The 13,009-nt window shown below is 64.6% G+C and carries 8 protein-coding genes and 4 pseudogenes; 3 read left to right on the forward strand and 9 right to left on the reverse strand.

Going from position 1 to position 13,009, the window contains the following annotated elements; translation table 11 throughout:
* Positions 1-10 precede the first annotated feature (10 nt).
* From LN139_RS05750 to LN139_RS05775, 6 genes and pseudogenes are all read right to left on the reverse strand, one after another.
* Entirely contained in the window at positions 11-1,636 is a 1,626-nt protein-coding gene (locus LN139_RS05750) for a BatD family protein (protein ID WP_236359125.1), read from the reverse strand.
* Complete coding sequence (locus LN139_RS05755) at positions 1,633-3,363, reverse strand: VWA domain-containing protein (protein ID WP_236359126.1); 1,731 nt, start codon at positions 3,361-3,363, stop codon at positions 1,633-1,635. Before LN139_RS05755 ends, LN139_RS05750 begins: the two co-directional genes overlap by 4 nt.
* Positions 3,360-4,411 (reverse strand): annotated as a pseudogene (locus LN139_RS05760) (vWA domain-containing protein). Before LN139_RS05760 ends, LN139_RS05755 begins: the two are co-directional and overlap by 4 nt.
* Positions 4,404-4,913 carry a DUF4381 domain-containing protein gene (locus LN139_RS05765; RefSeq protein ID WP_236359127.1) on the reverse strand — a complete coding sequence of 170 codons (510 nt, stop codon included), beginning with the start codon at positions 4,911-4,913 and terminating at the stop codon, positions 4,404-4,406. The pseudogene LN139_RS05760 and the gene LN139_RS05765 overlap by 8 nt, the downstream one beginning before the upstream one ends.
* The gene (locus LN139_RS05770; RefSeq protein ID WP_236359128.1) at positions 4,910-5,854 is read right to left on the reverse strand and encodes a DUF58 domain-containing protein; all 945 of its coding nucleotides are present in this window, start codon (positions 5,852-5,854) and stop codon (positions 4,910-4,912) included. Before LN139_RS05770 ends, LN139_RS05765 begins: the two co-directional genes overlap by 4 nt.
* A gap of 8 nt (positions 5,855-5,862) precedes the next feature.
* Positions 5,863-6,822, reverse strand: coding sequence for an AAA family ATPase (locus tag LN139_RS05775; RefSeq protein ID WP_236359129.1), 960 nt, complete (start codon positions 6,820-6,822; stop codon positions 5,863-5,865).
* 350 nt (positions 6,823-7,172) lie between these two features.
* Between LN139_RS05775 and LN139_RS05780 the strand changes: the two genes are divergently transcribed.
* Positions 7,173-8,036, forward strand: coding sequence for an RHS repeat-associated core domain-containing protein (locus LN139_RS05780; RefSeq protein ID WP_236359130.1), 864 nt, complete (start codon positions 7,173-7,175; stop codon positions 8,034-8,036).
* An 81-nt stretch (positions 8,037-8,117) separates the two neighbouring features.
* On the opposite strand, the pseudogene LN139_RS05785 reads toward LN139_RS05780, so the two are convergent.
* Positions 8,118-8,973 (reverse strand): annotated as a pseudogene (locus LN139_RS05785) (universal stress protein).
* An 84-nt stretch (positions 8,974-9,057) separates the two neighbouring features.
* On the opposite strand from LN139_RS05785, the pseudogene LN139_RS05790 reads away from it, so the two are divergent.
* A pseudogene (locus LN139_RS05790) lies at positions 9,058-9,667 on the forward strand (tRNA-(ms[2]io[6]A)-hydroxylase).
* Positions 9,668-9,673: 6 nt separating this feature from the next.
* On the opposite strand, the gene LN139_RS05795 reads toward LN139_RS05790, so the two are convergent.
* The gene (locus tag LN139_RS05795; protein ID WP_236359131.1) at positions 9,674-10,405 is read right to left on the reverse strand and encodes a hypothetical protein; all 732 of its coding nucleotides are present in this window, start codon (positions 10,403-10,405) and stop codon (positions 9,674-9,676) included.
* Between the two features lie 117 nt (positions 10,406-10,522).
* A complete protein-coding gene (locus LN139_RS05800) occupies positions 10,523-11,572 on the reverse strand; it encodes an AAA family ATPase (RefSeq protein ID WP_236359132.1) in 1,050 nt (349 codons plus the stop codon).
* 249 nt (positions 11,573-11,821) lie between these two features.
* On the opposite strand from LN139_RS05800, the pseudogene LN139_RS05805 reads away from it, so the two are divergent.
* Positions 11,822-13,000 (forward strand): annotated as a pseudogene (locus tag LN139_RS05805) (acetyl-CoA C-acetyltransferase).
* Positions 13,001-13,009 lie beyond the last annotated feature (9 nt).

A 13,009-nucleotide genomic window follows, 5' to 3' on the forward strand; every position in this document is an offset into this window, starting at 1 on the left:
AATCCGGAATCTATTGAGGGTAGAGCGGCGGCAGGCTGTCGCCGCCCCGCGTGCTGGCCCGCGCGCTGGCGGGCAGGGTGCCGATGGCGCGCCACAGGTCGGCGCCTTGCCAGTAACGGCCGGCTTCGCTGTAGAGCGCGCCGTTGAGTTTGTCCAGGGCCTCGGACAGCGGCGCATAGCGCGCCGCGAGGTCGGCCAGGTTTTCAGACTGCTGGCGGGCCCAGGCGTCCAGTGCCTGGCGCGTGGCCTGCGGCTCGTTGGCCAGGCACGCCCGTTCGAGCTCGTCGAGCAGGGCGCGCGGGTTGGGCCCCACCGGGGCAGGGCGCGCCACTGCCGGCAGGCGCCGGCCTCGCCACCACAGGCCGAAGCCAATCATTGCAAGGCAGAACCAGAAGAAGGTTGCCAACTGCCAGGGCCACAGCAGTGGCGCAGGTGCTTGTGGCTGCGCCGGGCTTGCCACAGGCGCCACCGGCGCGGCGCCAGGCGCCTCGGCGACCTGCAAGGTACGCCCGGCCACGCGTGTGCGTTCCAGGTGGTCTTCGCGAGTGTTCCACCACACCACTTCGATGGCGGGCAGCTCCAGGCTGCCGGCCCGGCTGGGGACCAGCGCCAAGCGCTCCTGGCGGCTACCGGCCACGCCGCGCTCACTGGCCTGATTGCTCAGTTGAGGCTGGTCGGGATACTGGCGCAGGCCCTTGATGTCGCCGACAGGCAACGGCGGCAACTGGCCGCTGGAAAGCCCTTCGGCCTTGATGGTCAGGGTGCGCGTAAGCGAATCGCCCACCTGCGCCTGGTCGCCCTCCGGGTTCCAGGTTTCGCTGATGGTCAAGGCCCGTGCCGGCAGCCATGGGCTGCCCTCGGGGTACTGAGCGGGCTTGGGCCGGACGCTCAACGGCATCTGTGCCGAGGTCACGCGCATCAGCGTACCGGGATGCGCCGCGCCGTCGTCGCCCTGGCTGACCGGTGTCGCGCTGAATACCAGTGCCGGGATCAGCAGGTCGCCGCTGCGCTGGGGGTAGATGGCGAAGCGGGTTTCGATGACGCCGTGGCGCACGCCGTTGATGATTTTTTCGTAGGTGCGTGGCGGGCCGAGCTGCTCGACCCGGGCATCGGCCACTTGCAGCGCCGAGAGGCTGCTGTCGTCGTAGAGCGGTACCGAATGATAGATGCGCAGGGTCAGGATGACCTGGGCCTGCACGTAGACGCTGTCCTGGTCCAGGCTTGCATCGATGAACACCGGAGCCAGGCTGTCGGTACTCGCCGGCTCGGCCTCGGCCAGTACCTGGATCACGATCGGCTGGCTGTGCAGCTCGCCCAGGCTCAGCGCAGGAATGGTGAGCGTGCCGCGGCTGCGCGGCACCAGCGTGATGATCCAGCGTGTGCTGCCACGACTGTCGTCGGCAAGGTTCGCCGGGTTGTTGATCTGGCGGGTGTCGCGTACACGGAAGCTATCGCCCAGCGGGGCCAGGTCGGGTTTGCCGAACAAGGTGACGTCGTTACTCTCAAGCACCAGCTCGAACGACTCGCCCTCGATCACCCTCGTGCGGTCGACGCTGGCCAGCAGCACCGAGGCGTGCGCCGGCAAGGCCAGGCAGGCCAGCAGAGTGCTCAGAAGAAAGGCGCGCAGCCGGTTCATGGGGTGGTGTCCTGCTGATGTTGCTGTTCGTACCAGAATTTTCGGCGCAGCAATTCTGACGGATCGTCGGGGATCTGTCTCAACCATTGCTCCAGCGCTTGCTGCCGCTCGCTCTCCACTGCCGGGCTTGCATCGGTGGGCGGCTCCTGGCCCTCACCGGTTGCAGTGTTGGCCTGGGCGTCGTCGCTGCCCTGGCCTGAACCCTGGGTTTGCGCCAAAGCCGGCTGGCCGGGCGCTTCGCTGCCCTGCGCATCGGCCTGGCCTTGGGGTTCAGGTGGTGGGGCAGCCGTGCCGGCATCGCCGGTGCCGTGTTCGGGGGCCTGGGGCTGTTGCGCAGGGGGCGTGCCTGCAGCCTGCTCAGCGTGGCGCTCATCCAGCAGTTGCTGGACCAAGGCACGGTTTTTCATGGCCTGCGGCAGGTCAGGCTGGCGCTCAAGGGCCTGGTCGAAGGCGTCGATGGCGGCCTCCAGCTGCCCCGAACGGGCAAGTGCCGTGCCACGGTTGTAGTGGTCCGCGGCACTGTCACCCCGGGCGAATTGCTGGGCCGCACCTGCGTAGTCGCCAGCTTCGAAAAGCGCCACGCCCTGCCAGCGATGGTCGCTGAAACGCCGGGCGGCCTCGGCGGGGCGGTTGGCGTCGAGCAGGCGCTGGCCTTGCTGGTCGGGGCGCAGCCAGAGGTCGTCCCAGCCTTGCGCCCAGGCCGGGTGCGGCGAGGCCAGTAGCAGTGGCAGCAGGCACAGCAGCCAGCCCCGGCGCGCGCCGAGGGCCGCGATCACCAAAAGAGGCAGCAGCAGCCAGTAGCCCTGGTCTGCCCAGGCATCCAGGTGCTGGCTGGTGCTGGCGCCGCGTGGCGCGCGTGGGCTGTCGAACAGGCCGAGGGTGCGCAGGTCATGGTCATCAACGCGCGCATTTTGGTACTGCCCGCGCTGATGCTCAGCGAAGCGCTCCAAAGCGTTGGCGTCGAGCCGGGGAAGGGCGATCGCGCCCTGTGCATCTTTGAGCAACTGCCCGTCCTCCAGCGTGACCGGTGCGCCGCTGGCGGTGCCGATGCCGAGAATCAGCAGAGGTGGGCTCTGCCTGCCCAGCAGATGGTCAATGCCGGCGCGCTCCTGGTCGCTGAGCGCGGAAGTGATCAACAGCAACCGGCCCTGGCCTTGGCCCGCCTGGGCGAGCAGGCCTTGCGCCTGGGCCACTGCCAGGTCCGCGCGCTGCCCAGGGGCCGGCATCAGAGACGGCTTGAGGGCGTCGAGCAGGTTGCTGGCGGTGGCCAGGTCATTGGACAACGGCACCAGCACATGGGCGCTGCCGGCGTAGACGACAATGGCGGTCTGCGCGTCGAGGCGGTTCTTGAGCAGGTCCTGCAGCTTGCGCCGGGCCTGCGCCAGGCGATTGGGCGCTACGTCGGTGGCAAGCATGTCGGGCGTCAGTTGCAGCATGACCACCAGCGGGTCGCCGGGCTTTTGCTCGAACTGCTCCAGCCGCTGCCAGCCCGGGCCGAGCAGCGCCAGCAGCGCCAGTGCCCAGCCCGCGCCCAGCAGCATCAGTGGCCAGCGCGCGCTACGGCCGCTGCCTGTAGAGAGCAATGCCGCATGGAAGGCGGGCGGCAGCAACTGATGCCAACGCCCGGTGCGCTGCTGGCGGCGCCAACGCCTGGCGAGCAGCCACAGCAGCAGCGGCGCGGCCAGCAGCCAGCCCAGGCGCATCCAATGGGGCCAGAGGTCGTTCATCGGCGCCTCCGCCAGCGCAGGTGCTCACGCCATTGGGGCGCCTGTGGCAGACGCTCGGCGGCGTGGTGTGCCCAGCGCTGCCACGCGGCGGGCACGCCCAGGCTGAGCGCAGCACTGAGCAATACCGCCGCAGCCAACGGCCAGTCATAGAGCTCGCGCACCGGCCGCGCACGGGTGGGCGACTGGCTCACCGGCTCCAGGCGATCAAGAGTGGTGCCGATGCCTTGCAGCTCGGCGCCGTTGCGCGCGCGAAATACTGCCCTCCGGTCAGGTGCGCCAGCTGCCGCAAGGTGGGCTCATCCAGGTCGAGGCTGGGGTTGAGCCCCAATTGGCCGTCGCTGCCAGGGTCGGCACCGATGCCGATGGTGTAGAGCTTTACCTCGCTTCGGGCGGCCAGCCGCGCAGCCACCAGCGGCGGCACCTGGCCGCCGTTGTTGGCGCCATCGGTGATCAGGACCATCACCCGGCTTTGTGCCGGGCGTTCGCGCAAGCGTTTCAGGCCCAGGCCGATGGCGTCACCGATGGCAGTGTTCTGCCCGGCGATGCCCACTTGCGCGTCGTCGAGCCAGGTGCGCACGGTGTGGCGGTCGAAGGTCAGCGGGGCTTGCAGGTAGGCCCGGCTGCCGAAAAGGATCAGGCCCAATCGGTCACCTTCGCGGGCTTCGAGAAAATCGCCGAGCAGGTGCTTGACCAGGCTCAGCCGGCTCACCGGTTCGCCTTGCCATTGCATGTCGGGGTAGTCCATGGAGCCGGAAACGTCCACAGCCACCAGCAGGTCGCGGCCGCTGGCAGGCACCGGCAATGGCGCACCCAGCCACTGCGGGCGCGCTGCGGCGAGCAGCAACAACAGCCACACCAGAAGGAACGGCAGCTGCCGGCGCCAGGGGGGCAGGTTCAGCCGAGCGCGGCGCTGGCCCAGGCGCTCCAGGTCGTCGATGAAAGCAACCTTGAGCACCGGCTCGCCGCTGCCCGCCACCGGCAACACGCGGCGCAGTAACCAGGGCAGCGGCAGCAGAGCGAAGATCCAAGGCCAGGCGAGTTCAAACATGCTTGCGAATCCACACGGCCACGGCCTGGTTGAGGCCGTCGATGGCTTTGTCGTCCAGCCGGCATTCGGGCTTGTACACGCCTTCGACCAGTACCATCCAGCGGGTGAGGCCTGCCGCCGGGCAGCGGTTATCCAGAAACGCCAGCCACTGGCGGCCGTTGAGCGTGTGGCTGTTGCTGCCTGGGTAGTGAATGCGGCACAGGCGTTTGAGCAGGCCATTGAGTTGCTGCAGCCAGGCCCCGGCCGGCGCGCTGCCATAGGGGCGTGTCAGCATGGCCAGCTCGATCAACGCTTCGGTGCGCAGTGGGTCCTGTTCGCTGGCGGGCTCTTCGATCGGTTCTTCGACGACGGGGGCCCGGCGCGGGCGCCAGTGCCGGTAGCGCCAGGCCAGGCCCGCCAGTGCCAGCAGCAACACCGGCAGCGCCCACCAGCCCGGGGCCAGCGGCCAGGCACTCACCTGGGGCGGTGGGATCAGCGGTTCGAGCTGCAGCAGGCTGGTCATCGCGCAGCCTTCGCCCGCGGCGGGTTCAGGTAGTCGCGCAGCTGCTCGACCGGGTCGCGCTCGGTGCCAAGTGGCAGCAGCAGGATGCCGGCCTGAACCGCCAGGCGCTCCCAGCGCGTGCGGCGCGCTTCGGCCAGCTCGGCGTAGGCCTGGCGCAAGGGCGCGCGTTGGGTGTCCAGATCCAGCACTTGCTCGCCCTGGGCGAAGCGCAGCAGGCCGGCGGCGGGCAGGGCGTGGTCGAGCGGGTCGCTCACCGGCAGTAACAACACGTCGCAGTGGCGGGCCAACAGGCTCAGTTGCTGTTCTGCGGTGGGCTCCAGCGCGCGTGCATCGCAGACGACGATGGCCAGGCTGCCGGGGCGCAGCACCTCGCGCGCACGGCGCAGGGCGGCGCCAAAATTGCCCGGCTCCGGGCTGCCGTCAGCGTCCAGGGCCTGGTTGAGCTGGGCCAGGCGCGCGAGCAGTTGCAGCAGGCTCTGCTTGCTGCGGCGCGGCTTGATCTCGTAGTGCTCGCCGTCACCGAACACCAGCCCGCCAACGCGATCATTGTGCTCAAGCGTTGCCCAGCCCATCAACGCAGCCACCCGTGCGGCGACTACCGACTTGAACGCCAGCGCGCTGCCGAAGAACAGCCGCCGGCTCTGCTCCACCAGCAGAAACACCGGGCGCTCGCGCTCCTCGTGAAACAGCTTGGTGTGTGGCTCCTGAGTGCGCGCGGTAACGCGCCAGTCGATGTTGCGAACGTCGTCGCCGGCCTGGTAAACGCGCACCTGGTCGAAGTCCACACCGCGCCCGCGCAGCTTCGAGTGATGCAGCCCCACCAGCGGCCCGCGCTGGCCAGGGCGGGCGAACAGCTGCACTTCGCGCACGCGGTGGCGCATCTCGATCAGGTCGGCCAGGGCCACCTTGACGCGGGAAGCAGGGTTGGCGGAATTGGGCATGCCGGGCCTCAGGCGACCGCGACCACGTCGAGGATGCGCTGGATCACGCGGTCCTGGTCAACCCCGGCCGCTTCGGCCTCGAACGACAGGATCAGGCGGTGGCGCAGCACGTCGAACACCACGGCCTGAATATCTTCGGGGCTCACGAAGTCTCGCCCGGCGAGCCAGGCATGGGCACGCGCGCAGCGGTCCAGGGCAATCGAGCCGCGCGGGCTGGCGCCGTAGGCCAGCCATTCGGCAAGCTCAGGGTCATAGCGGCCGGGGGTGCGAGTGGCCATCACCAATTGCACCAGGTATTCCTCCACGGCATCGGCCATATACAGCCCGAGGATCTCCCGACGCGCGGCGAAGATCGCCTGCTGGGTGACCCGCCGCTCGGGTTTGGCCTCGCCACCGAGCGCCTCGCCGCGGGCCTGCTGGAGAATCTTGCGTTCCACGCTGGCGTCCGGGAAGCCGATCTTGACGTGCATCAGGAAGCGGTCGAGCTGGGCCTCGGGCAAGGGGTAGGTACCCTCTTGCTCGATGGGGTTTTGCGTGGCCATCACCAGGAACAGCGGGGAAAGGTCATAAGTGCTGCGCCCCACGCTCACCTGGCGTTCGGCCATGGCCTCGAGCAGCGCCGATTGCACCTTGGCCGGCGCGCGGTTGATTTCGTCGGCCAGCACCAGGTTGTGGAAGATAGGCCCTTGCTGGAATACGAAGCTGCCGGTTTCCGGGCGGTAGATCTCGGTGCCGGTGATGTCGGCCGGCAGCAGATCAGGGGTGAACTGAATGCGGTGGAACTGCGCCTCGATGCCCTCGGCCAGCTCCTTGATCGCGCGGGTCTTGGCAAGGCCCGGCGCGCCCTCTACCAACATGTGGCCATCGGCGAGCAGCACCATCAGCAGGCGGTCGATGAGCTTGTCCTGGCCCAGGATCTGCGTGGCCAGAAAGTTGCGCAGCGCGATGAGCGCTTCACGGTGTTCCATGGGAGAAGAGTTCCTGAGTGGGCGCCGGGGGCCGAGCTCCGGGCCGCCGGGAGGTGGCGGCGCGCCATTGTACTGCATCGTGCATCGGGTGTGGTGGAGATGTTCGAACCGCCTCTGCCTGCAAGACTTGACAGTATCCAATTGTGTTTAGAGGGGTATATTCTGAAAGCCAGCCTCTGCTGGATGTTTTCAAATTTGAAGTCTGCTGAATATGCGCGGGCGAAGTATCGCCTTAGGTTTCACGTATCTTCCGGATTTCAGCGCTGCAACCTGATTTGGTGGTTGGAATGAAGATATCCCTCCCGCCCGTACCTGCAAAAAACGCATGCTCTGCCGATAGGAAAGTATCCATGCTTTTGGACAGTTTGAACCATACGCCGATCGGGCGATATATTGATAAGTCGATCATCCATAGTTCGTCGCCTCCCTACGGTGGTGGTGCGCGAAGAGGTGGAGCAGGTTTACATGGCGAATGGAGTGAGCATTGGCCCGGTTATTTATGGGGTTCTGGTTACCGCGCTTACATGCCGGCGCTACTGAAATTCAATCGGTCGGACACTTCCAGTCCATGGGGTGTGGGTGGGCTAAATTCATATCGTTTCTGCAATGCTGATCCAGTCAATCATGTGGATGCTACCGGCCATGGCGCTACGGGGTTGGTGGGTTTGCTGTTCGCCTCTCAAGCGGTCGCTACCGGCAAAGGCGTGCAGGCCTTGGGCGCTCTGGATGGAATACTCTTCAAACATCTGAACGCCGGAAGCATTCTCTCGCTTTCTGAAACATCGAAGAGTCTATACATCGAGGTTGCGCCGAGACTGCTGGAAGCAAGAGCTCTAATCACTCAGGCGTATCTCCAGCGTAAGGCTCTTCCTGGTTTGTATAGAGAGTTGGTAGGTGCTGCTTTGCTTCGTCCGGGCGCACAAATGAACTCGTTGTTGCCTGTTGTGGCTGGTTATGCACAGAATGCAGAATCGTTTTATAAGGTGTATGGGGTTGCTGTGGAGAGTGCAACACTTTCAACAGTTTTCACGGGGCCGATGACAAAAAACGCAGTCGCGGTATTTCAAAGAACCTCGGCGGCTGTGGCGTCGCGTAGGTTCAACGTATTCAGAAATGGTCTCCCAACCTATCCAGGTCTAATGGGAGAGGTCGAGCACGTCTATGGAGCCGAAATTCGCAGTTGGATCAGGAACGATATCCGCCGGGCTTTCTGATTGGTGAAAGGATAAGTGGCGCGAAGCAGTGTTTCTGGATTGGATGCTGGCGAATGTCAGATGACATACCATGACTTTTCTTCAGTCCTCAGCAAGGACTGTTAGCAGATGCTGATTGATCTGCGCTGTCTTGAGCACCAGCACATCACTTTCCAGCCGGTCCAGCACCGCCTCGGCCGTGTTGCCGATCAGGGCGCCGGCGATGCCGGTGCGGGCTACGGTGCCGATCACGGTCACTGCCACATTCAATTGGCTGGCCACCAGCGGGATGATCACATCGGCTGGGCCATCTGCGATGTGCAGGCGCTCGTCAGGGATATCGAAGTGGTCCTGCAGGCTTTGGTAATGCGCCTGATAGGGCTCCAGCACCTGGTCACGGCGTTGGAATTGGGGCGCCGGCGCGGCCAGGGCGGGCAGTGGATGTGCGCTGACCAGGTGCAGTTCGGCATGGGCCAGCTCAGCGATCTGAAAGGCCTGGTCGATGATCTGATCCTGCAGCTCGCGGTGCTGGCCGTCTGCATTGCCCACGTCCACCGCTGCCAGCACGCGGCCTTCGCGCCAGCGCCGGGCGTGGCGCACCATCAATACCGGCGCTGGGCAATGGCGAAGCAATTGCCAGTCAGGAGGGGTACAGCGCATTGAGGGCACCGTCGGGGACGTGCTGTTTGATCACCAGGTCGCATCCCTCGGCTTGCTGCACCAGGATCACCGTGCGGTGCAACGTCTGGTCCCAGGCCTGCTCGCCGCTGACGCTGTAGCCTTCGTCGGCAAGCCCGGCCTTCAGCCCCGCCAGCAGCGCAGTGCGGTCATGGTGGCGGTCACACACCAGCAGGTGCAGGTGGGCGCCGGTGGCCTGGGCGATCAGGCGGGCGCGGTTCAGGGCCAGCGGTGGGTGCTCGGCACCCAGCACCACCAGCAGGCGGCCAATGTCGTACATGGTCAAACCCTCGGGTTGCTCATGCTATGAGCGTAGCCGCCGCGCCGGTATACTCCGCGGTTTTTCTCCACGCCAGGGCCCGCCATGCTGTCTGAAATCCATGACTTTCTCGGTTGCCGCACGCCAGAGGCCTGGGTTCAGGCGGCGCTGGCCGACCCCGTCGACCATGCTCATCGACCACAAGAACTGTGAGTTCAAGGCCGCCGCCACCGCCATGAGCCTGATCGCCAAGTACAACGGCCACCTGGACCTGGTGAACTTCATGTCGCGCCTGGCCCGCGAGGAGCTGGTGCACCACGAGCAGGTGCTGCGCATCATGAAGCGGCGCAAGGTCGAGGTGCTGCCGCTTTCGGCCGGGCGCTACGCCTCGGGGCTGCGGGCGCTGGTGCGCAATCACGAGCCGGTGAAGCTGGTCGATACGCTGGTGGTGGGCGCTTTCATCGAGGCCCGCAGCTGCGAGCGCTTCGAGGCACTGGTGCCGCACCTGGACGAAGACCTCGGCATCTTCTACCACGGCCTGCTCAAGAGCGAGGCCCGGCACTACCAGGGCTATCTGAAGCTGGCGCATCAGTATGGCGATGCGGCGGATATCGCGCGCACGGTCGAGAAAGTGCGCGTGGCCGAGGCTGAGTTGATCCAGGCGCCGGATGAGGTGTTTCGGTTTCACAGCGGGGTGCCGGTGGCGGCCTACTGAGCTTCGCTAACGCAAGCTTTGAAACGCTTCCAGTGCTCGTTCATGAAAACGCGCGAAACTTGGCATTTGCTCGGCGAGTGCGGGGAGGTCTGCCGGGTTGGTTTCCAGCCGGCTGACCAGCACTTCGGTAGTGGCTTCAATTCCCAACGCACTGGCAAGTGCGGCCTTGGCCGATCGTGGAGAGCCGTCATTGCCGGGCAGTGCCTCGAAGGCCGCGCAATGCTGATAGGGTTGGTCTTTGAACATGCACAAAAACCAGGCCTCGGACTTGGGCTGTGGCAGCATGGGCACGGCTCTTTCAAAGCCTGAACGCTCGAAGCCGGCGATCATGGAGTCGAACTTGCGTTGTGCTTCACTGGCCGGGGAGCTTGCAGTGCCATCTGCGTCGCGAAACAGAAAAGCAACCACGGCATCGTTTTCAGCGCGTTCAAGATGGTTAGCGACCTCGCCTAACATCCAGGCATTGATGAAATAGAAACCGGTCTCGACGCTGCGCTTCTTCCCGGGTAAAGCAACCGAGCGCCGCCCTTTGCTGCGTACAACCAATTCCTGCTTGCAGCAGTACCGGTAAGTCTGGGGCCAGGTTTGTAGCGGGCTGTAGCCCAGCGCGTGTTCGGCAATCTGGTCTATCAGCAAGCTCAACGGCCCGAACCTGATCTCCTCGCCCTGGCTAATGGCTGCCGCGATCTTGCTCTCACCCAGGTCACTGGGGCCTTCACCGCTGAGAAGAATGATCACCAGGCCCTCTTGCTCAACGAGATCCGGCGGTGCTCATCCAGATGGCGGCAAGCGTCGGCCAGAGTAGACAGCTGCGTATCGGCAAAGGCTTCGCCCGGCCCCATGATCTTAAGTTTTTCAGCCATATGTGAAAGGCTGAAAAGGGGCCTGCTCTGCGTACAGCCATCGTTTGCCCGGTAGATGAAATGCACAGCCTTGCGGGCAGACTTCATCAGGCAGATAGTTGAGCACCATAGGGCTATGGGAGGTAACCAGGATTTGTTGGCCTGAGTTGAGCAATACCTCCACCAATTGCTCCGTGACCTCGGGGTTCACGCCGTTTTCGATCTCATCGAATATGAGCAGGGAATGGCCGGAAAGGGTTTGCGCCAGAATTGCCAGGATCCTCAGCAGGCCGTCATTGACGTGGCGTGCTTCCGTTTCGATTTGTTCCTGTTTTGTTTTCTCGATCAGATAGAGGTTCTTCCATCCCGCCTGCCGCCTTTTGACTTTGAAGTCGACAATGTGGGGGTAGAAATGCTGCAGCGACTCCAGCAGTTTCTGATGCTGCTCGGTGGTGAGGTCGAACAGGAATGAGGACAACCGCTCGCCGCCTGAGCCGATGTCCACGGCTTTGTTGCGTTGTGGCGTACGCATCAGATGGGGTGCCAGCAGTTCGAGCGACCTTATGTTCCTGATTTCGTCCCTGACCAGGATCAGCTCACTGTGGAGGATCTTTTCCTGCAGGGCAGATAATAGCGACCCGCTGTATTTGAAATCGATGACCTGGCCCGGCGAGTCGAAGAGGATGTATTTACCCTTGGAGACTTTGAGCAGGTCGCAGCTGTCGGACAGCCGTGTAACTCGCTCGGATGTGCATTTCATCGAGCGCAGGTTGGTGTTGCTGACCCATTCGTACAATTCGCCTGACGGTGCGCGGATTCTGAGGGCAAGCTCGATGTTAGTAGCTGAAGTTAATTTGGAATGAAGGTCGGCAGCCGTCCAGTCACGCTTGTCGAGCCATTTTTCCAGATCGCCTTTTACCAGTTGCGCGGTGAAATCCAGCGCCTGCAGAACGGTGGTTTTACCGGCGCCGTTAAGGCCGACCAGACAATTGAACTGGCCCAGGTCCGTGATCGAAAAGTCGACCAGGGACTTGAACCCTGAAATATGAATGCTGACGATCATAGGTGACCTGTCATGGATTTGAATTCTGCTAGAGCGGCTGAACCGAGGTCGCAAATCCTACTCCAGCCATCGGGAGCCTGCCACTGGACAGGCCCCTGACAACATGACCTGCCGTGTCCGGCAGTCTTTCGTTGATGTTTGGCGCACCAGACTCTTCCACTCACCCAATCAACCCATAAACAATCCAAAATTCCCAAACACCCCCGCCAGCCCGCATGATCTGCTCCTACCTCAACCCAGGAGCCTGCCATGCAGCCTGTCGTCATCGTCGCCGCCACCCGTACCGCCATCGGCGCCTTTCAGGGAGCGCTGGCCAACGTCCCTGCGCCGCAGCTCGGTGCAGCGGTGATCCGCCAGTTGCTCGCCAGCAGTGGGGTCGCTCCCGAGCAGGTCGACGAGGTGATCCTCGGCCAGGTGCTCGACTGCCGGCGCCGGGCAGAACCCGGCGCGCCAGGCGGCGTTGCTGGCGGGCCTGCCGCACAGCGTGCCGTCGCTGACGCTGAACAAGGTCTGCGGTTCAGGGCTCAAGGCCGTACACCTGGCGGTGCAGGCGATCCGCTGCGGCGATGCCGAGGTGGTGATCGCCGGCGGGCAGGAAACATGAGCCTGGCGCCTTACCTGCTGCCCGGCGCGCGCACCGGGCTGCGCATGGGCCATGCGCAGATGATCGACAGCATGATTACCGACGGGTTGTGGGACGCTTTCAACGATTACCACATGGGCGTGACGGCCGAGAACCTCGCTGAGCGCTACAGCATCACCCGCGAGCAGCAGGATGCCTTCGCAGCGCAGTCTCAGCAGAAGGCCCAGGCGGCGATTCAAGAAGGGCGGTTCAAGGCCGAGATCACGCCCATCAGCCTGCCGCAGAAAAAGGCGAGCCGCTGTTGTTCGACACCGACGAACAGCCACGCCCTGGCACCGATGCCGCAAGCCTGGCCAAGCTGCGCGCGGCTTTCAAAAAAGACGGCAGCGTCACCGCCGGCAATGCTTCGAGCCTCAACGACGGTGCGGCTGCCGTATTGCTGATGAGCCAAGCGCGCGCCGAGGCGCTGGGCGTGCCGATCCTGGCGCGGGTGGCGGGGTACGCCGGCGCCGGCGTAGACCCTGCTGTAATGGGCATCGGCCCGGTTTCGGCCACACGCTGCTGCCTGGAAAAGGCCGGCTGGGCCCTGAGCGACCTTGACCTGATCGAAGCCAACGAGGCCTTTGCCGCGCAAAGCCTGAGCGTGGCTGCCGAGCTTGAGTGGGACCTGGCCAAGGTCAACGTGAACGGTGGTGCGATCGCGCTGGGCCATCCCAGTTGGCGCCTCGGGTTGCCGCGTGCTGGTGACGCTGCTGCACGAACTGGTGCGGCGCGATGCCCACAAGGGCCTGGCGACCTTGTGCATTGGTGGCGGCCAGGGTGTGGCGCTGGCCATTGAACGCTGAGATATCCGC

Origin of the sequence: Pseudomonas sp. KNUC1026 (assembly GCF_021650705.1) — a bacterium.
In the GTDB taxonomy this organism is placed as follows: Bacteria; Pseudomonadota; Gammaproteobacteria; order Pseudomonadales; family Pseudomonadaceae; genus Aquipseudomonas.

What these genes read in the sequence shown, in the direction of transcription:
- LN139_RS05750 (WP_236359125.1), bottom strand. Translation starts at nt 1,636, where the DNA reads ATGAACCGGCTGCGCGCCTTTCTTCTGAGCACTCTGCTGGCCTGCCTG.
- LN139_RS05755 (WP_236359126.1), bottom strand. Translation starts at nt 3,363, where the DNA reads ATGAACGACCTCTGGCCCCATTGGATGCGCCTGGGCTGGCTGCTGGCC.
- LN139_RS05765 (WP_236359127.1), bottom strand. Translation starts at nt 4,913, where the DNA reads ATGACCAGCCTGCTGCAGCTCGAACCGCTGATCCCACCGCCCCAGGTG.
- LN139_RS05770 (WP_236359128.1), bottom strand. Translation starts at nt 5,854, where the DNA reads ATGCCCAATTCCGCCAACCCTGCTTCCCGCGTCAAGGTGGCCCTGGCC.
- LN139_RS05775 (WP_236359129.1), bottom strand. Translation starts at nt 6,822, where the DNA reads ATGGAACACCGTGAAGCGCTCATCGCGCTGCGCAACTTTCTGGCCACG.
- LN139_RS05780 (WP_236359130.1), top strand. Translation starts at nt 7,173, where the DNA reads ATGCTTTTGGACAGTTTGAACCATACGCCGATCGGGCGATATATTGAT.
- LN139_RS05800 (WP_236359132.1), bottom strand. Translation starts at nt 11,572, where the DNA reads ATGATCGTCAGCATTCATATTTCAGGGTTCAAGTCCCTGGTCGACTTT.